A 19980-nucleotide genomic window follows, 5' to 3' on the forward strand; every position below is an offset into this window, starting at 1 on the left:
CGACGTTCTCGTCAGCAACTGCGTAATGCCTCACAAAAATCAGTTCTGAATGGCTTTTTTCCGCAAATGTGCCCTTTTTTTGCATAACCCGACGAAAGGGATCTGTGCGGCATAAAAAGGAGTAAAAATGAACCGGTTTGTCACTGTTAATCCCAGCGAGTGTATCGATTGTCATGTTTGTGAAGTGGCCTGCGCACTAGCGCACGGCGATGGCGAATGGCCAGCCCATCGTGGGCAGTTTCGGCCGCGCATTCATCTTGTCAAAGGCTGCGGCCCCGTTACCTGTCGTCAGTGCAACAAAGCGCCTTGCGTCGCCAGTTGCCCAACTCAGGCGCTTGTTTTTCAATACAACAGCGTGCGGCTGCATGAGGAAAAGTGCATAGGCTGCAAAAATTGTCTGCTGGCCTGCCCGTTTGGTGCGATTGAACCGGCTGCTTCTGAAGACGTAATGAGTAAGTGCGATCTCTGTGAGCAAACCGAGCAGGGCAAGCCCGCTTGCGTGGCTTCCTGCCCGACCCAGGCGCTGCAGGTGATGGATGAAAATACATTGACGCGGCTTCGGCAATACCGTCAGTACGCCACCGCTGACGATAAAGCGCTGCGGCCAGTAGCCGGACGCGCCGCAAAGGCGCTGGATAAGCTGCCGCGCATTGGCGCCCGCAAGCTTAAACCCACGGAGCGCGCCAGGCATTTCTGCGAGATTTATCAGGGCCTCTCGCCGTCGCAGGCGGGCTATGAGGCCGAGCGCTGCCTTTATTGCGCGCAAAAAGCGTGGTGCGGCTGGGCCTGCCCGCTGCATAACGCCATTCCCGATTTTATCCGCCTGGTGCAGGAGGGGCGAATTATCGATGCGGCAGAGCTGTCGCACCAGACCAGCAGCCTGCCGGAAATTTGCGGGCGCGTCTGTCCACAGGATCGGCTCTGCGAAGGCGCATGTACGCTCAGCGGTCGGTCGGGCGCGGTTTCGATAGGTAACCTCGAGCGTTACATCACTGATGAAGCGTTCAGGCAGGGCTGGCGCCCGACGCCGCCAGCGATTGAGGCCCGGCGTGAAAGGGTAGCGGTGGTGGGCGCCGGGCCTGCCGGGCTGGGCTGTGCCGATATCCTTGCGCGCAGCGGCGTTCAGGTGGATGTCTACGATCGCCATCCCGAAATCGGCGGGATGCTGACCTTTGGGATCCCCTCTTTCAAGCTGGATAAACAGCTGATGGCAACCCGCCGCGCTATTTTCAGCGAAATGGGAATTAAGTTTCACCTTAGCTGCGAAATTGGCCGCGACCTTCCTTTCTCTCGTCTGCTGGCGGATTACGACGCCGTCTTTTTGGGCGTGGGCACCTATAAATTGATGCAGGCGGGCCTTGAGCATGAGGATGCGCCCGGCGTTATTCAGGCGCTGCCCTATCTGACCGCTAATACGCGACGGGTCATGGGGCTGGCAGAGGATGAACAGCAGCCTTATGTCTCGCTGAAGGGAAAAAAAGTCGTAGTACTGGGCGGCGGCGATACGGCGATGGACTGCGTGCGTACCGCCATCCGGCAGCAGGCGAAACAGGTAATTTGCGCCTATCGACGCGATGAAGAGAGTATGCCTGGCTCTAAAAAAGAGGTCGCCAACGCGCGCGAAGAAGGCGTGGAATTTATGTTTAACCTGCTGCCGCAATATATCGGGCTGGATAAGGGCGGTCGCCTGAGCGGCATAGGGATGATCCGCACCGTTGCCGGTGAGCCAGGCAGCGACGGGCGTCGACGACCGCAGCCGGTCAAAGGATCTGAATTCGTGCTGGCTGCCGACGCGCTGATCCTGGCCTTTGGCTTTCAGGCGCACGAGATGCCCTGGCTGGCGGGACAGGCGATTCGTTTCGATCGTTGGGGGCTGATTAAAACAGGCCAGGCGGGCCGCACAACGCAAACGCATCATCCAAAAGTGTTTGCCGCCGGGGACGCCGTGCACGGTGCCGATTTGGTGGTAACGGCTATGGCGGAAGGGCGTCGCAGCGCGCGAGAGATGCTGGCGATGTTTGAACAGAGCGCGGAAATGACCCGCGCAGAAAGAAAGGAGTCGGCTTTATGAGCCAGTTTATCGTCGCCCAGCCTGAAAAATGTATCGGCTGCCATACCTGTGAGGTTGCCTGCGCCGTGGCGCATACGGGCACGCCGTTACTGGCTGCGCAGCGCTATTTCCCTCGCCTGAAGGTTATTAAATCGTCGCAGGTTAGCGTACCCGTTATGTGCCATCAGTGTAATAACGCGCCCTGCGTCTCTGCGTGCCCTGTTGCGGCGCTGTATAAGGGCGAGCTGGGTATGATAGCAACCCGCCGTCACAGCTGTATTGACTGCAAAAGCTGCGTTATCGCCTGCCCGTTTGGCGCCATTGAAATCGTCAGCAAGCCTGAAGAAAAGCCGCTGATAGTGAAATGCGATCTTTGCGCGGATCAATCCGATGGGCCTGCCTGCATCCACGTGTGCCCAACCGGCGCGTTGACTTTGATGACCGCCGCCGGACTGACACAGCGACAGCAGCAAAAGCAGCAGCGAGCCGCAGCAGAAAGCCAGCTGAACGGCCCTTATTTACAGGAGGTGGAGACACATGGATAAAGCGATTGTTGTTTGTCCCTACTGCGGCTGCGGCTGCAAAATTGCGTTGCAGATTGCAGACGGGAAAGTCGTTGGCGCGGAAGGCGCGCCCGGCGTAACCAATGAGGGAAAGCTTTGCCTGAAGGGCTACTTCGGCTGGGAGTTTTTGAATAATACCCGCCTGCTGACGCCGCGCTTGCAGCATCCTGCCATTCGTCGTAAACGAGGCGGGCCTTTTGAAAAAGTCAGCTGGCAGGAAGCTATCGATTTTGTCAGCAGGCGGCTGCAAAAAATTCGCGCTCGTTCAGGGCCTGAAAGCATTATGGTTACCGGATCTTCACGCGGGCCGGGAAACGAAACCAACTATGTTATGCAGAAGTTTGCGCGCGCCGTATTGGGAAGCAATAACATCGACTGCTGCGCCAGGGTGTGCCACGGCCCTTCCGTCGCTGGCCTGCGGGCGACGCTGGGCAATGGGGCGATGAGCAACGGCATGAAGGATATTGAAGAAAGCGACTGCCTGCTTATCTTTGGTTATAACGCTGCGGATTCTCATCCGATCGTGGCCAGACGCATTCTGCATGCCAAAGAGAAAGGGGCCAAAATTATCGTCTGCGATCCGCGCTATATCGAAAGCGCCCGGCTGGCCGATCTGTGGCTACCGCTAAAAAACGGCAGCAATATGGCGCTGGTGAACGCGCTTGCTCACGTGCTGATCGCTGAAAAACTGTGGGACAAAAGCTATATCGATAAGCATACGGAAGGGCTGGAAGCGTGGCGGGAAGGCGTCCAGCGCTATTCGCCGGAAGCGGTGGAAGCCATCACAGGACTCAAGCCGGAGCTTATTCGCCAGGCTGCTCGCCTTTATGCCAGCGCCCGCAACGCCACTATTTTATGGGGAATGGGCGTGACCCAGTGGGGGCAGGGCGTGGATGTGGTGAAAGGATTGGCCAGCCTGGCGCTGGCTACCGGCAATTTCGGGCGGCCGGGCGTCGGCGTGGGGCCGGTCAGAGGGCAAAATAACGTTCAGGGTGCCTGCGATATGGGCGCTCTGCCAGATGTTTTCCCCGGCTATCAGCCCGTAACGGATAAGGCGGTACGCGAAAAATTTGCCGCCGCCTGGGGCGTTGACTCGCTCAGTGATAAACCCGGATACGCCATTACCGATGTTCCCCATTTAGCGCTGGAGGGCAAGCTGCGTGCCTACTGGATTATGGGCGAAGATCCGCTGCAAACCGAACCGGATCTCGCCCTGATGCGTCAGGCGATGGCAAAGCTGGATCTGATCGTGGTGCAGGATATTTTTATGACCAAAACGGCAGAGCTGGCGGATGTCCTGTTGCCCGCCACCAGCTGGGGCGAGCATGAGGGTGTTTATACCAGTGCCGATCGAGGGTTCCAGCGCTTTGAAAAAGCTGTAGAGCCGCAGGGCGACGTCCTGCCGGACTGGGAAATTATCTGCCGCGTGGCGCAGGCGATGGGGTATCCCATGCGCTACGAAAACAATAAAGCGATCTGGGATGAATTGCGCGCGCTTTGCCCGCTGTACACCGGCGCCACCTGGGAGAAAATGGCCGGGTTCGGCTACGTGCAGTGGCCCTGTCCTGATGAAGCACATCCCGGCACGCCTTACCTCTATGAAGGAAACCGCTTTTCGCGTCCTTCCGGTAAAGGGCTGCTGTTTGCCTGCGACTGGCAGCCGCCCGCCGAAGCAACCGATGAAGCCTGGCCGCTGGTGCTCTGTACGGTGCGTGAAGTGGGCCACTACAGCTGCCGCTCGATGACCGGCAACTGCCACGCCCTGGCGGCTCAGGCCGATGAACCCGGCAGGATCCAGATGAATACGGCAGACGCGCGTGCGCTGAATATTCATAACGGCGAACTGGTATGGGTAGCTTCGCGGCGCGGCAGGGTGCTTAGCAGAGCTGAAGTCAGCGACAGAACAAATCAGGGCGCGGTCTATATGACCTATCAGTGGTGGATAGGTGCCTGTAATGAGCTGACCCTCGATCATGTCGATCCGGTAGCGAAAACGCCGGAGTTTAAACACTGCGCTGTCAGGGTAGAGAAAATCGCCGATGCGCAGTGGGCGGAACAGCAGGTTACGGAGCGCTATCGACAAATGAAGGATCGCCTGGCGAAAGCGGCGGCGCCGCTGACGTAAGGCCTGGCGGTTTGCAACCCTCGGTTCTGGCGGTTTACAACCTCGGATCCGCGGCTTTTAACTCGCAAAACTGGCTATTTCTAACCTTCAGGTCTGGCGGTTTGCGACCTTCGGGTCTGGCTGTGTCTAACCTTCAGGCCTGGCGGTTTGCGACCTTCGGGTCTGGCTGTGTCTAACCTTCAGGCCTGGCGGTTTATGACCCTCGGGTCAGCGGCTTTAAACTCCCGGGCAGCCGCTGCCTGGTTTTACACTAACGCCATCAGGCGGCCGATCAGTCCTTGACGTTGTGCAGCGCCAGAGAAACGGCCAGCGTCTGCGCAAGGCACAGCGAAGCAACCTGTGAACGGAAGCCGTCAACCTGGGCTTCACGCACCACAAAGCAGACGTCGCTGAAGGCGGCCAGCGGGCTGACCTGGCTGTCGGTAATGGCAATCTGCTGCGCGCCGCGTTTAGCACCCAGCTCAACCAGCTCGACGGCTTCACGCGCATAGGGCGAATAGCTGATAGCGATCACCACGTCTTTAGGGTTCACCATGCTGAGCTGCTCGGTAAACATCCCGCCCAGGCCGTCGATTAAAAAAGCGCGACGTTCCAGATGGCGCAGCGCATAGGTCAGATAGGAAGCGACGCTGAACGAACGACGCAGGCCAATCACATAGATATTTTCCGCCTGCGCCAGCAGCTCTACGGCTTTATTCAGCTGTTCCGGGTTGGTCTGCATCGCCAGCTGCTGCAAAGCCTGGGAATTGACCATGGTAAAGACGTTGAGAATTTCAGCCGGGTTTTCCGGCGGCGTGGCCGTTTCATCCGTCGAGGTCTGGCGGAACAAACGCGCGCGCTCGGTATAGTTAACGGTTTCTTCCATCAGATGCTGACGAAACACCTGCTTCATTTCGTTAAAGCCGCTGAAGCCAAATGCGTTGGAGAAGCGAATTAGCGTAGAAGGCGGCACGTCGGCCTGCTGGGCGATCGAGGCTACGGTGTCAAAAGCGATACTGTTGCTGTTGTCGAGGATATAGCGAGCCACCTGTTTAAGGCGCTTACTCAGGGTATCGTAGCGACGACGAATATCGTCCTGTAACAGGGAAAGCTGTGTTGGGGTAATAGTCATTGACTCAGGCTCGCTAAATTTTAGTCATATTCTTCTGGCGGTTATTCTATCAGATGAACAAAAAATTTCACTTGCTAACGAAATTCAGCGGTTCTATTTCATCGCTATATGAATTCCATCACAGAAAAAAACACGATCGCTGCGGCTTTGCCGACGTTCGCCTTTTTTAAAAACGTAAACCGGGAGGAAGTCAAAAAACAGGTGAAATTAACCGCACCGCCAGCGGACGGAAAATGCAGCTGGCGGGCGGTACAGGCACGGAAGGTCAGGTTGCAGGACGGACTTCCCGCCAGTAGTCGATCAGGCGCAGATAATTCCCTTTTACCTCAGCGATCAGGGCTTCGTCATTAAGTTCACCTTGCAGCCACTGGCGTGAAGGCTGGCCAAAAATAGTGCGGCCTACCGCAAAACCTTTTACCCAGGGAGCCTGCGCCGCCGCGGCGAATCCCGCCTTCAGCTTCTCTTCCGGCGCATCCAGTCCCAGGATCAAAATGCCGCGACACCAGGGATCCTGCTGCTCAATCAGCCCGCTGATGGCCTGCCAGCTTTCCAGGCTCAGCGGCGGCAGTTTCCACCAGTCCGGCTGGATGCCCAGCGAATAGAAGTGGCTCAGCATCTCCAGATAGTAAGACTCTTGTTTATCCGGATTATTTTCCGGTAGGATCACTTCCAGCAGCAGTTCATGGCCGGTCTTATTACAGCCTTGCCAGACGTCAAGGATGAGCTCGTCCTGCTCTTTACGCAGCTCGGCGCTGTCGTGCGGATGATAGAAAACCAGGCACTTCACCACATGCTCCTGCGGCCAGTCCACCAGCTGCGAACCGATATTGCCATGCTCCAGACGCAGCGGCCTTGAGCCTGGCATCTCAATCGGACGACCGATCCACCAGCCTTTGCCGGTAATCGCATTCAGCGTGGATTGCCCGAAGGTGGTATCGGCCAGAATGCCGCTACGGCGATCCAGCCCGGCTTCCGTGGCGGCTTCCTGCGCCGCGCGCAGCAATAGCGTTTTCAGCTCCGGCAGGCGGGTCGTGTCCACGCCCGCCTCGTTCGCCATATCTACCAGCTGTTTACGATGGTCAAAAGCGAACACGCACAGCTCCGGCCACTGCTGTTTACGCGTGGTAACGCGATGCAGGTGATTCAGGCGGCTGTCCAGGTCGGGCCGCTTAACTTCTTTATCGCGGCTCAGGAAGTCATCCAGCTCGGCTTTGGTCGGCATCGCCGGCGCGCAGCCGTGACGCGAAACCACCAGCGCGCCGCAGGCGTTGGCGTAGCGGCACGCCTGTTCCCAGCTCTCATCGTTCAGCCAGCCGCGCAGCAGGCCGGACATAAAAGCATCGCCCGCGCCCAGCACGTTCAACACTTCCACGCGCACGCCGCTTTGCAGTTTCGTCTGCTCCCAGCTTGTCGGGATTTCGCCCTCCAGCACCACGCAGCCCAGCGCTCCTCGTTTGCAAACCAGCGTCGCTTTAGTTGCCTGACGGACGTTTTTCAACGCGGTCAGCGTATCGGTACTGCCGCCGGCGATATGAAACTCCTCTTCGGTGCCGACCACCAGATCGAAATAATGCAGCACTTCCTGCAGCTGCTGCGTCACGTGGCTGGATTCGATAAAGCGGGTTTCACCGTCACCGAGCGAGGTCAGCCCCCACAGAACCGGACGATAATCAATGTCCAGCGCGGTGCGCAGACCGTGGCGACGAGCGATGTCCAACGCCTTCAGCACGGCAGCGCGGGTATCAGGATGAGACAGATGCGTGCCGGTCACCGCCACGGCGCGGGAAGAGGCGATGTAATCTTCCTGAATATCTTCAGGCGTCAGGCCCATATCAGCGCAGTTATCCCGATAGAACACCAGCGGGAAAGTATCCTGATCTTTGATCCCGAGGATCACCAGGCCTGTCAGGCGGGTTTTATCCGTGATCAGGCATTCGGTATCCGCACCTACGCGCTGCAGCTCTTCCCGCAGAAAGCGGCCCATATGCTCATCGCCCACGCGGGCCAACATACCGGATTTCAGCCCCTGAATGGCCGTACCGTAAGCGACATTGCCGGACGACCCACCCAGATATTTGGAAAATGTGCTCATATCTTCCAGCCGGGCACCAATCTGCTGACCATAGAGGTCAACGGCAATGCGCCCGATACAGATCACATCAAGCCGCTTCTGTTGTGTACTCATTCTGTTTCCTTCTGTGATAGGCCAGCCGCGCTGTGTCAGCGCATCCTCCTGAACGCATAGCGGCGTCCGGATATGAAGTGAAAATCAGTATGGGGAATAAATATTTCAACTTCAACCAAGAATGAAATTTATACCCCAAAAATGTGAAGTGGCTAAAACTCTCGCATTTTGCGGCGATATGGCGCTGTCACGGCACTCTTTTCATGGTTTCAGCCAGGCAACAGACAGGTTAAAAAATGTGTATTTATATTAATTATTTATTTGATATATAAAGAAATAATCCGCATTTTTGTTGCTGGCATCAGGCCATGCTGCTGCTGCCGGGCCAGGCATTCCGGCGATGTGCGTTGCAGGGCATAATTTGATCTCACTCGCAAAATGAAATGTTTCTTCTGTAATGTGGTTTAGTGAAAAAAATATTTGTTTATAATCGCCTCACGTTTCATTTTCGGCCATTACCGCAGTGGCGATTACTCGGGCGAAACGCGGCAGACCGACGGTCTGTCGCCGTACCGTAAGGAAGAGCAAATGGGCAAGATCAGATTAACCACGGCACAGGCTTTAGTCAGATTTCTCGACAATCAGTATCTGTCGGTAGATGGCGTCGAAACCAAGTTTGTGAAGGGCATTTTTGCTATTTTCGGCCACGGCAACGTGCTGGGACTGGGGCAGGCGCTGGAGCAGGACAGCGGCGATCTGATCGTGCGTCAGGGGCGTAACGAACAGGGCATGGCGCACGCCGCTATCGGCTACGCCAAGCAGAAGCTGCGGCGGGAGATCATCGCCTGCACCTCTTCCGTGGGGCCTGGCGCGGCCAATATGATCACCGCTGCGGGCACCGCTTCCGCTAACCGTATTCCTTTACTGCTGCTGCCTGGCGATGTGTTTGCTACCCGCCAGCCCGATCCGGTGCTGCAACAGATTGAACAGAGTCACGATCTTAGCATCAGCACCAACGATGCGTTTCGCGCGGTCAGCAAATACTGGGATCGGATAAACCGCCCGGAACAGCTGATGACCGCCTGCATCAACGCCATGCGCGTGCTGACCGATCCGGCAGAAACCGGCGCCGTTACCCTTTCGCTGCCGCAGGACGTGCAGGGCGAAGCCTGGGATTATCCCGACTATTTCTTCCAGAAGCGCGTGCACCTGCTCGATCGCCGTCTGCCGACCGAAGCCCAGCTGGCGGCCGCGCTGAAGCTGATCGCCGGCAAACGCAAGCCGCTGATTGTCTGCGGCGGCGGCGTGAAATATTCCGAAGCGGGCGAGGCGCTCCGCCAGTTTGCCGAGCGTCATCAAATCCCGTTTGCGGAAACGCAGGCCGGTAAGGGCACGATCCTTTCCGATCATCCGCTGAACGTCGGCGGCGTGGGTGAAACCGGCTGCCTGGCGGCCAACCTGCTGGCGAAGGAGGCCGATCTGGTGATTGGCGTCGGCACGCGTTACACCGATTTCACCACCGCTTCAAAATGGATCTTCCAGAACCCGGACGTCAGCTATCTCAACGTTAACGTCAGCAGCTTTGATGCCTGGAAGCTGGACGGCGTACAGGTGGTGGCCGATGCGCGCGAGGCGCTTACCGCACTGGATAACCGGCTGGCCGCTCAGGGCTTCACCAGCGGCTGGGGAGAGAAAATTGCTCAGGCACAGAGCAAATTATTGAAGGAAACGCAGCGCGTTTATCAGGCGGTTTACAGCAACGAGGGTTTTGTGCCGGAGATTGACGATCGTCTGGATCGCGAGGCCGTTTTTGCCGAATTCAACCGGCTGACCGATTCGTTCCTGACGCAAAGCAGCGTGCTGGGTACGCTAAATGAAAATCTCCCAAAGGATGCGGTGATCGTCGCCGCGGCCGGTAGCCTGCCGGGCGATCTGCAACGCGTGTGGCGCAATAAGGATTACAACGGCTATCACGTTGAGTACGGCTATTCCTGTATGGGCTACGAGGTCAACGCTTCGCTCGGGGTCAAGCTGGCCGAGCCGCACCGCGAGGTCTACACGCTGGTCGGCGACGGCTCCTTTATGATGCTGCACTCCGAGCTGGTGACCTCTCTCCAGGAGAACGCCAAAATCAACGTGGTGCTGTTCGACAACATGACTAACGGCTGCATCAACAACCTGCAAATGGAACACGGCATGGACAGCTTTACCACCGAGTTCCGCTTCCGCAATGCCGAAGGCGGCAAGCTGGACGGCGGCCTGATCCCGGTAGATTTCGCCGCCATCGCCGCTGGCTACGGCTGTAAAACATGGCGCGTCACCACGCTGGCGCAGCTGAAGCAGGCGTTGGAAGAAGCGCGTCAGTCGCCGGTATCCACGCTGATTGACATTAAAGTGCTGCCAAAAACCATGGTGCACAAATATTTCAGCTGGTGGCACGTGGGCGGCGCGCAGGTATCGCAGTCCGAACGCATTAACGCCGTGGCCCACATGCTGAACGAGCATCTCGACCAGGCACGTAAATACTAATTCATTCTCTGTGGCCTGAACCGGACGGGTTTTCCCGTCCGGAAGACTCCCCTATACCCTACATTCGAACGGAGTAGTTATGACACTGAAACTTGGCGTAATCGGCACCGGCGCAATCGGTCAGGAACATATTCGTCGCTGCAGCAAAGTGTTGCAGGGCGCGAAAGTGGTGGCCGTCTCCGATATTAATATCGAAGGCGCTAAAGGCGTGGTTAGCCGTCTGGGTCTGGAGGCGGAAGTCTATGCCAACGGCCACGATGTTATTCGCTCCTCTGACGTTGACGCGCTAATCGTCACCTCCTGGGATCCCACGCATGAAGAATTTACGCTCGCGGCCATCGCGGCGGGCAAACCGGTATTTTGCGAAAAGCCGCTGGCGCTGACGGCTGAAGGCTGCCGCCGCGTGGTGGAGGCTGAAATTGCCCACGGCAAGCGTCTGGTGCAGGTGGGCTTTATGCGTCCTTACGATACTGGCTACCGCGCGTTAAAGCAGGTTATCACCAACGGCGATATCGGCGAGCCGCTGATGCTGCACTGCGCCCATCGCAACCCAAGCGTACCAGAAAGCTATACCACCGATATGGCGATTACCAGCACGCTGATCCACGAGCTGGACGTGCTGCGCTGGCTGACCGAGGACGACTATAAAACGGTTCAGGTGGTTTTCCCGCGCGATACCAAAAATACGCATGCGAAGCTGCGCGATCCGCAAATCGTGCTGTTTGAAACGCAAAAAGGCGTGCGCATCGACGTCGAAATCTTCGTTAACTGCGCCTATGGCTACGACATCCAGTGTGAGGTCGTGGGCGAAACCGGGATCGCCAGACTGCCGGAGCCAGCCTCTGTCCAGCTGCGTAAAGAGGCGAAGCTGTCCACTTCCATTCTGACCGACTGGAAGGATCGCTTTATCGATGCCTATGACGTTGAGCTACAGGCGTTTATCAATGACGTCACGGCTGGCCAACTGCACGGCCCTTCCGCATGGGATGGCTATGCGGCTTCCGTAGCGGCAGATGCCTGCCTGAAGGCGCAGGAAAGCGGGGCGATTGAAAGCGTTGAGCTGCCGCCGCGTCCGGCGTTTTACAACAAATAATGCCGACCGACTCCTCTGCGCAGGCAGAGGGGTTGTCAAATGATTAGCAGGGAGAAACCGATGAAAATCGCCTTTGATGTAGACGTCATTAAAGATTTGGGCATCACCAAAATGGTTCACCAGGTGGCGGAGTGGGGCTACAAATATATTGAGCAGTCGCCGCATCCGCAGATTAATCCGTTCTACAAACATCCCAGGGCCAGCCGGGAAATCATCACCGAATACAAAAACGCGCTGCGTGAAACCGGGCTGGAAATCTCTTCCTATATCGTGGTCTACCGTTGGTCAGGCCCGGATGAGGCACGTCGCCAGGCGGCCGTGCGCAACTGGAAGCGTATGATTGAAATCGCGGTGGAAACTGGCGTGCAGGTTATCAATACCGAGCTTTCCGGCACGCCGAACGAACCGGAGATCTGCGAAGAGATGTTTTACCGCTCTATGGAGGAGCTGCTGCCCATCGTCGAGCGGGAAGGTATTCGCATTGAAATTCAGTCACACCCCTGGGATTTCTGCGAAGAAAACAACGAAACTGCCGATCTGGTGAAGTCGTTCCGCAGCGAAAACGTCAAATATCTTTATAGCGTGCCGCATACCTTCTTCTACGACAAAGGCAAAGGCGACGTAAAAAGCATGCTGGAATATGCGGGCGGCGACCTTTCACACGTGCTCATCGCCGATACCATGAACCACACCAAACACTGCCGCTATATCGTCAATCCGCCAGGCGTGGATGCCACCATCCATCAGCACGTGGGCGTGGGTGAGGGCGAAGTGGATTTCGATACGCTGTTTAAAACCCTGCGCGAGATGGATTTTGCCAACCGCACTCATAAAGTCGGCGGCGAGTCGATAGTTGCCGCCTCGCTGTTTGGCTATCCGGAAAAAATGAAATATCAGGCCGTGGAAACCCGTGAGCTGATCGAGCGCGAACTGCTTCGCTAACCTTCAGGCGCAACAGGCCGATCCTACGCGCGGAAAGCCCAGGCAGGCGCGCCGCGCCATCTTAATGACAGACCGCTGAGGCACCACCATGAACAAAGAGAACGTAAAGCTGGCGATAGCCCCGATTGGCTGGACCAATGACGATATGCCTGAGCTGGGTGCAGAAAACACTTTCCAGCAAATCGTCAGCGAAATGGCGCTGGCTGGCTTCACCGGCAGTGAGGTCGGCAGTAAATATCCGCGCGATCCGGCGGTGCTGAAACCGATGCTGAACATTCGCGGTATTCAAATCTGCAACGCCTGGTTCAGCACCTTTTTCGCCAATGGCGACAGGGCAAAAACCATTGATGAATTTATCAACCATCGCGACTTTCTTCACGCGATGGGCGCTAAAGTGATCGGCTGCTCCGAGCAGAGCAAAAGCATTCAGGGCACCACGCTGGCGGTGCTGGAAGAGAAGCCGCATTTTACCGAAGAGGAGTGGCGGCTGACGGCGGAGGGCTATAACGAGCTGGCCGCGCTGGCGGCGGAAAAAGGCATGCAGGTTTGTTTGCACCATCATATGGGGACGGCCATTCAGACTGCGGCAGAGATCGACAAATTTATGTCGTTGACCCAGGACAACGTTTATCTGTTGTTCGATACCGGCCATGCCTACTACTCGGAAGGCAGCCAGGCGCAAATGCTGGCCATTCTGGAAAAATATCTGCCGCGAATCAATCACGTACATCTGAAGGACGTGCGTGATGAGGTGGTGGCACAGGTCAGAAGCCAGCGGCTCTCTTTCCTGGACGGCGTAAAAAAAGGTACCTTTACCGTTCCCGGCGATGGCGTGATTGATTTTGATCCGGTGTTTAAAATCCTGGACGAGTCGGGTTACAAAGGCTGGATGGTGGTGGAGGCGGAGCAGGATCCGGCGCTGGCGAATCCGTTCGAATATGCCGTTAAGGCCCGAAAATATATTCGCGAACACGCAGGTCTGTAAGCCGATCTGTCAGGCATTGCCCACAGGGAAATGTTAGCCAGTAAGGAGTAAGCCGGGAAAGTGATGGCCAGGAAAGCAGCCGGTCGGGAAAGTAACAGGCCAGGTAGCCGTTTCCCATCACAACGGTAACAGGACTTAGTAAACGGCGCGGTCGGGAAAAGGCTGTTGCAAAACCGCCGCGTAAATAAAAATAGCGCCCGATATTTCCGCCGGGCGCTATTTTTTTAAAGGGAAATTATTTCAGCACTACCGTGTTGATAATATTCTCTGCTTCGGTCTGCGACTGCTGCTGATTGTCCGCAGGCAGCGTAATCTGCAGGGTCAGCAGTTTGCCGTCAACTTTCGCCAGCAGCACTGACGACCAGGAAGACTGGCCCTTGGCCGAAATCACCGAATCCAGCTGCTGTGCTGGCTGGCCTTTCAGCTCGACAGATTTATTGGTCACTACCTGCAGCTGCGCATCGCGGTTACGCTGCTGATCTTCCAGGCGCTTCGCCAGCACGTCCAGGCTTTCATTCGTGGCGTCGCCCGCAATCACGATAATCGCTTTCTGGCCGCTGGCATCGGCGTACACGTGCATATTATTGGCCTGCGTGCCCATTTTTCCACTTTGATCGGACATGCCTGCCGGCAGCGAGAAGCTGAGCTTGCCGTCCATCAGGGTAACGGTCTGGCTGCTTTGGCTGCTGCTGACGCCGTTATCATCGGCGGCGGCTTTATCATCTTTGCCGTCGCAGGCGGCCAGTCCGACCACCAGTAAACCGATACCGGCATATTTCAGTAAGTTACGCATCGTGATCCCTTTTACGTTAGTCGTTCGCGCTGTTCAGCAACTTATACAATAGTAATCAGCGGCTAAAAGCAACCTGCCGTGGCGCGCTGCCCGCCAAAATGCATGGCCGGGCGCGACGCCACAGAGTGACAGACTAGCCGAAGTTGACCTGAGCGCCAGAGGATTTTTCCGTTATCCGCTTCAGCGTGGCGTTTAACAGCACGCCATAGGCCGGCAGGAAGAAAATCATGCAGATAAGCACCTTAAAGCTGTAGTCCACCAGCGCAATTTCCACCCAGTTCTGTGCCATAAACGGATCGGGGCTTTTGTAGAAAGCGATAAAAAAGAACGCCAGCGTGTCGCTGATATTGCCCAGGAACATAGCGGAGGCGGGGGCTACCCACCATTGCGGCAGCTTGCGCAAGCGGTTAAAAACGTGCACGTCGAGGATTTGTCCCAGCGCATAGGCCATAAAGCTGGCGCAGGCGATACGAGCGACAAACAGGTTAACGCTTGCCAACGCGCCCAGTCCCTGCCATTCGCCCTGATAGAACAGCGCAGAAATGCTATAGGAGATAAACAGCGCCGGGATCATCACCGCAAGAATAATTCGTCGGGCCAGCGGCGCGCCGAAAATTCGTACCGTTAAATCGGTAGCCAGAAAGATAAAGGGAAAGCTGAACGCGCCCCAGGTGGTATGGAAACCAAAAATCGAAATGGGCAGCTGCACCAGATAATTACTGGAGGTAATAACCAGCAGATGGAACAGCGATAGCCAGATCAGCGCATGTGTACGCTGACGAGAAGAGAAAGAGATCATCGATGTAGCCTTTTTTAACTATGGGGTGAGGGAACCCAAAAAATTGTCTCGCCTGAGCGATTGCGCGGCATCTTACCGAATCAGCCTGCTAATGCAATGGTTAATTTTAGCGCAAACGTTGTCGTTCAGAGCCTGGCTTGCACATACCGACGTCGGGGGTAAAATAGGGGCATTTCCTGTCTGATTGAGAATGTTATGAGCGAACCGTTCGCAAATCCCGACCAAACCCTGGATGCTTTGGGCCTGCGCTGTCCTGAGCCGGTGATGATGGTGCGTAAAGCCGTACGCCATATGCAGGAGGGCGAAACGCTGCTGGTTATCGCCGACGATCCGGCCACCACGCGCGATATCCCCGGTTTCTGCCGCTTTATGGAACATACGCTGCTGGCACAGGCAACCGAGGAATTACCCTATCGCTATCTGTTAAAAAAGGGGTTGTAGCGCCGCGTCCTGCCCGTATCACCACGGGCAGGTTGTAAAGTTAGCGCTTACTCAGCAATCGTAGCGCGTTCGCCGTGACCAACGCGGTGGCGCCGGAGTCCGCCAGCACGGCCAGCCACAGCCCGGTAATGCCCAGCAGCGTGGTGACCAGAAATACCCCCTTCAGCCCGAGCGCCAGCGCAATATTCTGCCGGATATTGGCATGGGTGGCGCGTGCCAGGCGGATCATCGTCGCCAGGCCCGCCAGCCGGTTATGCGTCAGCGCCGCGTCGGCGGTTTCCAGCGCGACGTCGCTGCCGCCGCCCATCGCAATGCCCACCGTTGCCGCTTTCATTGCAGGCGCATCGTTGATGCCGTCGCCGACCATCGCTACGGCGCGCCGTTGGTTTAGCTCATGAATGGCCGCTACTTTGTCCGCAGGCAGCAGGCCCGCGCGATAGCTGATGGCAAGCTCGTTGGCGATAGCGGCCGCCGCGCGCGGGTTGTCGCCGGTCAGCATGACCGTTTCTATGTTTAAAGCATGAAGTTCGCTCAGCGCGGCAACAGCGTCCGCACGTAGCGTATCGCGCAGTGCGATAAGTCCGATCGGCATAGCATCCTGTACGATAATGACCACCGTATTTCCCGCCGACTCCAGCTCCGCCACAATCTTCAGCTGTTCTGCTGTCAGCCTTAGTCCAGCGGGCGCGCAGATTAAAAGTTTGTGACCGCTCACTGTTGCTTCTATACCGCTTCCTGCCACCGCCCGCTGCGCCGTAGCGGCAGGTATAACAAGCTGGCGCTGCTCTGCCAGCCGCACAATCGCCCTGGCCAGCGGATGAGAAGAACCCTGCTCAACGGCAGCGGCTTTAGTCAGCAGTTCCGCTTCGCTGAGGGCAGCAAAGGCCTGAATGCTCTCAATACGGGGTTTGCCTTCGGTCAGCGTGCCGGTTTTGTCGAACGCCAGCGTGCGCACGCCGTTGAGGCTTTCCAGCGCCGCGCCGCCCTTAATCAGTACGCCATGGCGGGCCGCAGCGGCCAGGCCGGAGGTGATCGCCGCTGGCGTAGAGATCACCAGCGCGCAGGGGCAGCCGATCAGCAGCAAAGTCAGCCCTTTATAAATCCATGACGGCCAGTCGCCGGCAAAGAACAGCGGCGGCACGGTTGCCACCAGCAGCGCGACAGCCATCACCAGCGGCGTGTAAATGCGGCTGAACCGATCGAGAAAACGTTCGACCGGCGCGCGGTTAGCGTCTGCTTCTTCAATTAAATGCAGGATACGGTCGATAGCGCTCTGGCCAGGTTTTGACGTGACTTTCAGCCTCACCAGGCTATCGACGCTCAGGCTGCCTGCCGCCACGGCTTCGCCTGCCTGCCGCTCTACCGGCATGGATTCGCCAGTCAGCGCGCTTTCATCAAAGCTGGCGAAGGATGTGACCAGGCTGGCGTCGGCAGGCAGGCGCCCGCCTGCAGCAACCTCAATAAGATCGCCAGGCCGTAGCGCGCTCACGGCCACGGTTTCACGCACCTCGTTCCGGATGCGCAACGCCTGCTCGGGTTTTAACGCCATCAGCGCCGTTACGCCACGGCGCGCGCGCCCTGCGGCAAAAGCCTCCAGACGTTCCCCAAGCATAAACAGCAGCAGCACCATGGCCGCCTCTGCGGTCGCACCGATAAAAAGCGCGCCAAGCGCGGCTACGGTCATTAACGTTTCAATGGCAAAAGGCGTCCCGCTGCGCATCAGGCGCAGGGCGGTACGGGCAACGGGCCAGCAGCCCGCCAGCGTGGTGACGATAAACGCGACTTTCCCGGCCTGCGGATCGATCGTCTGTAGCAGCCAGCTGGCGAGCAGAAGCCCGCCGAGCAGCAGCAGCATGCCGTTTTCCCGCCAGAACCCGGCTGACTTTGCCGCTGGCTGCGTGGCAGAGCGCAGGGTAAACCCGGCTCTGGCAACCGCCTGCTCAACCCGCTGCTGCACATCTTTATCGGCGCTTACCACCAGCTTTTCCGTAGCGAACAGGACGCGAGCCTGAGTGACGCCTTGCAGCTGGCCTACGGCGTTTTCGATTTTCCTGGCGCAGCCCGGACAGTCCATGCCGCCGATTTGCCAGCTGTAGTCCGCGCCGATGCTTTCTTCTTTCTCAGGCAGCGGATCGCTGGCGGTGGCGCACTGGATGTGAAAAGAGGTGATTTTCCCCAGTTCGGGACGCGGCCTGCTGCAACCTTGTTGTCCGGCCGCGTGGCGCTGCCCGCAAAGGCAGGGAGAAGATGGGTGTTGTTGCATGACGCCTCCAGATAAGCCTGACGGGCTGCTTCCCCGCCAGGCTTATCTTACACTCTGGAGCTGACTCCAGAGTCAAGGCATAAATCAGAGATAGAGCGAGCGGACGATCATAAAGTGACCCGCGAAATAACAGGCGGCCGTGATGGCACTGTCGGCGGCAAAGCGGCGACGATAGTGGCTAACCAGCCAAACGATATTGGCGAGCAGCAGCAGCGACGTTCCGACCATTAATGAGAAACCGTAGTCCGTCGGCCGGAAAACGTATTGCTCGGTGGTCAGCCAGACCATCAGCAGCGTCATGCCGATAAAGGTGCAAACCGGCCAGCGCAGATCCTCCAGCTTTGTCCAGATAGCCGCAATCAGCAGCGCGCCGATAACCAATACGGTCAATGGGATCGGCCAGAAGAACGTCAGCGTCATATGGCTGGCGAAGCAGATGGTATAAAGCAGATGCGAGAGGAAAAATGCGCCGATAGCGTAGAGCATCCGCCGTTCGGGCAGCAGCATCAGCGCATCGCCGACCAGCGTCGCCAGCAGACCAAACAGAATGAGATAATCCGTGGCGCTTAACGCTGGCGCTTGCCAGGCCCAGGCGAGCAGCAGTAAAAGCGTGACCGGTTTAAAGACCCAGCGCTGCCATTGCGGGCCACGGTAAGTAGCGTCAACGTACAGCCAGCCGGAAAAAAGCACTGCCAGAAACGACCAGATCATAATGTGTCCCTTTGTTTTTAGATGCTAAATTCCACAGTTCTGGTTTTAGTTTAGGACAGGGGCCAACGATGTGACAATGAGAGGTCTCTGGTTGTATTCTTTCTGTTTACGCTGCAAAAAAGAGGAAAAGTCGTGAAGCCACCCCTGATTTTTTTTATTACGCTGGCCATTATCGCCGTGCTGGCAACCCGGCAATTTATCAAACAGCGACAGGAAGTGGCGGTCAACGATGCTTCGCCCGTACGCAGCCTGCCGGTCGAAATCAAAGACAAACGGGAAGTCTCCACCTCTGCCCTACGCTCGCGCCAGCGTGAAAATATTCCGGTCGAAACAATGCGATACGAAGCGTGGTTTCATCCGCTGAACGGCGCGGGAGATTTTAAGCTGGTACTGAAAGCCAGCGACTATCACCAGCTGGCACGGGGAGAAAAGGGCGAACTACAGGTACAGGGCACGCGATTTATCGCCTTCCGGCCGCGCTGACGGCATGGCCGGAAAGACGACCCGGCCGCCTATTGTTTGGGAAACTGCTTTTTCTGCCAGGCCAGCAGTTCAAACACGCCAAAAAAGAAGATCTTAGCCTGAAGCGCGCCGCTCAGTTTTGGCGCCTCTTTAGCCTGCGTGGCGCGCATCAGCACCAGCTGTAAGCCGTGCATAATCACCATAAAGAACAGCGCGACGTTAATAAAATATTTTAGCGGCGCGGGGTAAGGATGGATCAGGTTGAGCAGCAAAAAGGCCCATACGCATACCATCAGCGCTCTGCCCAGATTAATCAGCATGGCTTTCTCTCTTCTCAGGGGAACGACGAACATAAAGACGACAGGCAACCTGTCCGGCGACCTTCTCGCGGTACAGCTGCCAGTTTACCGGCACGGGCGGCACGCCGCTTTCCACTTCGCTTTCTACATAGATTAAGGCTTCTTCCGCCAGCCAGCCCTGGCTTTCCAGCAGCGTCAGCGTTTCTTCCAGCAGCCCTTTGCGGAACGGCGGATCGATAAAGGCCATCTGGTGAGGTTCGCCAGGCTTCGCCAGAAACTGTAGCGTATTGGTATTAATCACGCGGCCGTTTGCCGCGCCCAGCGTGGCCAGGTTTTTCTCCAGCTGCTGCGCGACCGGGCGCTCCAGCTCCAGCAGCGTAGCCGAGGCCGCATGGCGCGACAGCGCTTCCAGCCCCAGCGCGCCGCTGCCGGCAAAGCAGTCCAGACAACGCGCGCCCTGAATATCGGGCGCCAGCCAGTTAAACAGCGTCTCACGCACGCGATCGGTGGTAGGGCGCAGTCCGGCACTGTCGGGCACCGGCAGCTTTCTGCCGCGCCACTGGCCGCCAATGATGCGGATCTGTCCGGCGCTGCCGCCGCGAGGTTTTTTATTCATCTGACTTAACTCTTCATAATTTGTTGCACAGTTTAACGGGCTTACCGGGCAGAGGAAACGTAAAAAGGGTGCT

At 57.2% G+C, this 19980-nt stretch carries 17 protein-coding genes; 9 read left to right on the forward strand and 8 right to left on the reverse strand.

The window, feature by feature from the left end; all coding sequences use genetic code 11:
* The first annotated feature begins 127 nt into the window (after window positions 1-127).
* The 3 genes from AB3U87_RS16535 to fdhF are packed head-to-tail and all read left to right on the forward strand — an operon-like array spanning window position 128 to window position 4738.
* Window positions 128-2071 (forward strand): FAD-dependent oxidoreductase, encoded by a 1944-nt coding sequence (locus AB3U87_RS16535; protein WP_394149786.1) that lies wholly within the window; start codon window positions 128-130, stop codon window positions 2069-2071.
* Window positions 2068-2595, forward strand: coding sequence for a 4Fe-4S dicluster domain-containing protein (locus tag AB3U87_RS16540; protein WP_394149787.1), 528 nt, complete (start codon window positions 2068-2070; stop codon window positions 2593-2595). The genes AB3U87_RS16535 and AB3U87_RS16540 overlap by 4 nt, the downstream gene beginning before the upstream one ends.
* A complete protein-coding gene (gene fdhF / locus AB3U87_RS16545; RefSeq protein WP_253457443.1) occupies window positions 2588-4738 on the forward strand; it encodes a formate dehydrogenase subunit alpha in 2151 nt (716 codons plus the stop codon). The genes AB3U87_RS16540 and fdhF overlap by 8 nt, the downstream gene beginning before the upstream one ends.
* A gap of 271 nt (window positions 4739-5009) precedes the next feature.
* On the opposite strand, the gene AB3U87_RS16550 is transcribed toward fdhF, so the two are convergent.
* Together AB3U87_RS16550 and AB3U87_RS16555 are read right to left on the reverse strand one after the other, a co-directional pair.
* Window positions 5010-5849: a MurR/RpiR family transcriptional regulator gene (locus AB3U87_RS16550; protein WP_253457446.1), complete on the reverse strand. Its 840-nt coding sequence runs from the start codon at window positions 5847-5849 to the stop codon at window positions 5010-5012.
* A 265-nt stretch (window positions 5850-6114) separates the two neighbouring features.
* Complete coding sequence (locus tag AB3U87_RS16555; protein WP_253457449.1) at window positions 6115-8034, reverse strand: bifunctional 5-dehydro-2-deoxygluconokinase/5-dehydro-2-deoxyphosphogluconate aldolase; 1920 nt, start codon at window positions 8032-8034, stop codon at window positions 6115-6117.
* A 528-nt stretch (window positions 8035-8562) separates the two neighbouring features.
* Between AB3U87_RS16555 and iolD the strand changes: the two genes are divergently transcribed.
* From iolD to iolE, 4 genes are all read left to right on the forward strand, one after another.
* Window positions 8563-10503: a 3D-(3,5/4)-trihydroxycyclohexane-1,2-dione acylhydrolase (decyclizing) gene (gene iolD, locus AB3U87_RS16560; protein WP_253457452.1), complete on the forward strand. Its 1941-nt coding sequence runs from the start codon at window positions 8563-8565 to the stop codon at window positions 10501-10503.
* Between the two features lie 79 nt (window positions 10504-10582).
* Window positions 10583-11596, forward strand: coding sequence for a bifunctional inositol 2-dehydrogenase/D-chiro-inositol 1-dehydrogenase (gene iolG, locus AB3U87_RS16565; protein WP_253457454.1), 1014 nt, complete (start codon window positions 10583-10585; stop codon window positions 11594-11596).
* Window positions 11597-11656: 60 nt separating this feature from the next.
* Window positions 11657-12538, forward strand: coding sequence for a sugar phosphate isomerase/epimerase family protein (locus tag AB3U87_RS16570; RefSeq protein ID WP_253457457.1), 882 nt, complete (start codon window positions 11657-11659; stop codon window positions 12536-12538).
* Window positions 12539-12626: 88 nt separating this feature from the next.
* Window positions 12627-13523, forward strand: a complete 897-nt coding sequence (gene iolE / locus AB3U87_RS16575) for a myo-inosose-2 dehydratase (protein ID WP_253457460.1) — start codon at window positions 12627-12629, stop codon at window positions 13521-13523.
* A 235-nt stretch (window positions 13524-13758) separates the two neighbouring features.
* On the opposite strand, the gene AB3U87_RS16580 is transcribed toward iolE, so the two are convergent.
* Entirely contained in the window at window positions 13759-14316 is a 558-nt protein-coding gene (locus AB3U87_RS16580) for a DcrB family lipoprotein (RefSeq protein WP_125289947.1), read from the reverse strand.
* 133 nt (window positions 14317-14449) lie between these two features.
* On the reverse strand, window positions 14450-15115 hold the full coding sequence (locus AB3U87_RS16585; RefSeq protein ID WP_253457463.1) for a 7-cyano-7-deazaguanine/7-aminomethyl-7-deazaguanine transporter: 666 nt from the start codon (window positions 15113-15115) through the stop codon (window positions 14450-14452).
* Window positions 15116-15310: 195 nt separating this feature from the next.
* Here AB3U87_RS16585 and tusA point away from each other — a divergent pair, with 195 nt between their 5' ends.
* Complete coding sequence (tusA, locus tag AB3U87_RS16590) at window positions 15311-15556, forward strand: sulfurtransferase TusA (RefSeq protein ID WP_253457466.1); 246 nt, start codon at window positions 15311-15313, stop codon at window positions 15554-15556.
* A gap of 40 nt (window positions 15557-15596) precedes the next feature.
* Here tusA and AB3U87_RS16595 read toward each other — a convergent pair whose 3' ends face one another.
* Together AB3U87_RS16595 and AB3U87_RS16600 are read right to left on the reverse strand one after the other, a co-directional pair.
* Window positions 15597-17819: a zinc/cadmium/mercury/lead-transporting ATPase gene (locus AB3U87_RS16595; RefSeq protein ID WP_394149793.1), complete on the reverse strand. Its 2223-nt coding sequence runs from the start codon at window positions 17817-17819 to the stop codon at window positions 15597-15599.
* Window positions 17820-17903: 84 nt separating this feature from the next.
* On the reverse strand, window positions 17904-18530 hold the full coding sequence (locus AB3U87_RS16600; protein ID WP_253457472.1) for a lysoplasmalogenase: 627 nt from the start codon (window positions 18528-18530) through the stop codon (window positions 17904-17906).
* Between the two features lie 132 nt (window positions 18531-18662).
* Here AB3U87_RS16600 and AB3U87_RS16605 point away from each other — a divergent pair, with 132 nt between their 5' ends.
* Window positions 18663-19013 carry a DUF2500 domain-containing protein gene (locus tag AB3U87_RS16605; protein ID WP_253457475.1) on the forward strand — a complete coding sequence of 117 codons (351 nt, stop codon included), beginning with the start codon at window positions 18663-18665 and terminating at the stop codon, window positions 19011-19013.
* A 29-nt stretch (window positions 19014-19042) separates the two neighbouring features.
* Here the strand turns inward: AB3U87_RS16605 and AB3U87_RS16610 are convergent, their stop codons facing one another.
* Window positions 19043-19312, reverse strand: coding sequence for a DUF1145 family protein (locus AB3U87_RS16610; protein ID WP_253457478.1), 270 nt, complete (start codon window positions 19310-19312; stop codon window positions 19043-19045).
* Window positions 19302-19907, reverse strand: a complete 606-nt coding sequence (rsmD, locus tag AB3U87_RS16615) for a 16S rRNA (guanine(966)-N(2))-methyltransferase (protein ID WP_253457481.1) — start codon at window positions 19905-19907, stop codon at window positions 19302-19304. The genes AB3U87_RS16610 and rsmD overlap by 11 nt, the downstream gene beginning before the upstream one ends.
* Between the last annotated feature and the right edge of the window lie 73 nt (window positions 19908-19980).

Source organism: Erwinia plantamica (assembly GCF_043420595.1).
In the GTDB taxonomy this organism is placed as follows: domain Bacteria; phylum Pseudomonadota; class Gammaproteobacteria; order Enterobacterales; family Enterobacteriaceae; genus Erwinia; species Erwinia aeris.

Excerpts from the sequence above, each read along its gene's own strand:
- AB3U87_RS16550 (WP_253457446.1), bottom strand. The coding sequence starts at position 5,849 with ATGACTATTACCCCAACACAGCTTTCCCTGTTACAGGACGATATTCGT.
- AB3U87_RS16610 (WP_253457478.1), bottom strand. The coding sequence starts at position 19,312 with ATGCTGATTAATCTGGGCAGAGCGCTGATGGTATGCGTATGGGCCTTT.
- AB3U87_RS16600 (WP_253457472.1), bottom strand. The coding sequence starts at position 18,530 with ATGATCTGGTCGTTTCTGGCAGTGCTTTTTTCCGGCTGGCTGTACGTT.
- AB3U87_RS16595 (WP_394149793.1), bottom strand. The coding sequence starts at position 17,819 with ATGCAACAACACCCATCTTCTCCCTGCCTTTGCGGGCAGCGCCACGCG.
- AB3U87_RS16540 (WP_394149787.1), top strand. The coding sequence starts at position 2,068 with ATGAGCCAGTTTATCGTCGCCCAGCCTGAAAAATGTATCGGCTGCCAT.
- AB3U87_RS16585 (WP_253457463.1), bottom strand. The coding sequence starts at position 15,115 with ATGATCTCTTTCTCTTCTCGTCAGCGTACACATGCGCTGATCTGGCTA.
- AB3U87_RS16555 (WP_253457449.1), bottom strand. The coding sequence starts at position 8,034 with ATGAGTACACAACAGAAGCGGCTTGATGTGATCTGTATCGGGCGCATT.
- rsmD (WP_253457481.1), bottom strand. The coding sequence starts at position 19,907 with ATGAATAAAAAACCTCGCGGCGGCAGCGCCGGACAGATCCGCATCATT.
- AB3U87_RS16580 (WP_125289947.1), bottom strand. The coding sequence starts at position 14,316 with ATGCGTAACTTACTGAAATATGCCGGTATCGGTTTACTGGTGGTCGGA.
- AB3U87_RS16535 (WP_394149786.1), top strand. The coding sequence starts at position 128 with ATGAACCGGTTTGTCACTGTTAATCCCAGCGAGTGTATCGATTGTCAT.
- fdhF (WP_253457443.1), top strand. The coding sequence starts at position 2,588 with ATGGATAAAGCGATTGTTGTTTGTCCCTACTGCGGCTGCGGCTGCAAA.
- iolG (WP_253457454.1), top strand. The coding sequence starts at position 10,583 with ATGACACTGAAACTTGGCGTAATCGGCACCGGCGCAATCGGTCAGGAA.
- tusA (WP_253457466.1), top strand. The coding sequence starts at position 15,311 with ATGAGCGAACCGTTCGCAAATCCCGACCAAACCCTGGATGCTTTGGGC.
- iolD (WP_253457452.1), top strand. The coding sequence starts at position 8,563 with ATGGGCAAGATCAGATTAACCACGGCACAGGCTTTAGTCAGATTTCTC.
- iolE (WP_253457460.1), top strand. The coding sequence starts at position 12,627 with ATGAACAAAGAGAACGTAAAGCTGGCGATAGCCCCGATTGGCTGGACC.
- AB3U87_RS16570 (WP_253457457.1), top strand. The coding sequence starts at position 11,657 with ATGAAAATCGCCTTTGATGTAGACGTCATTAAAGATTTGGGCATCACC.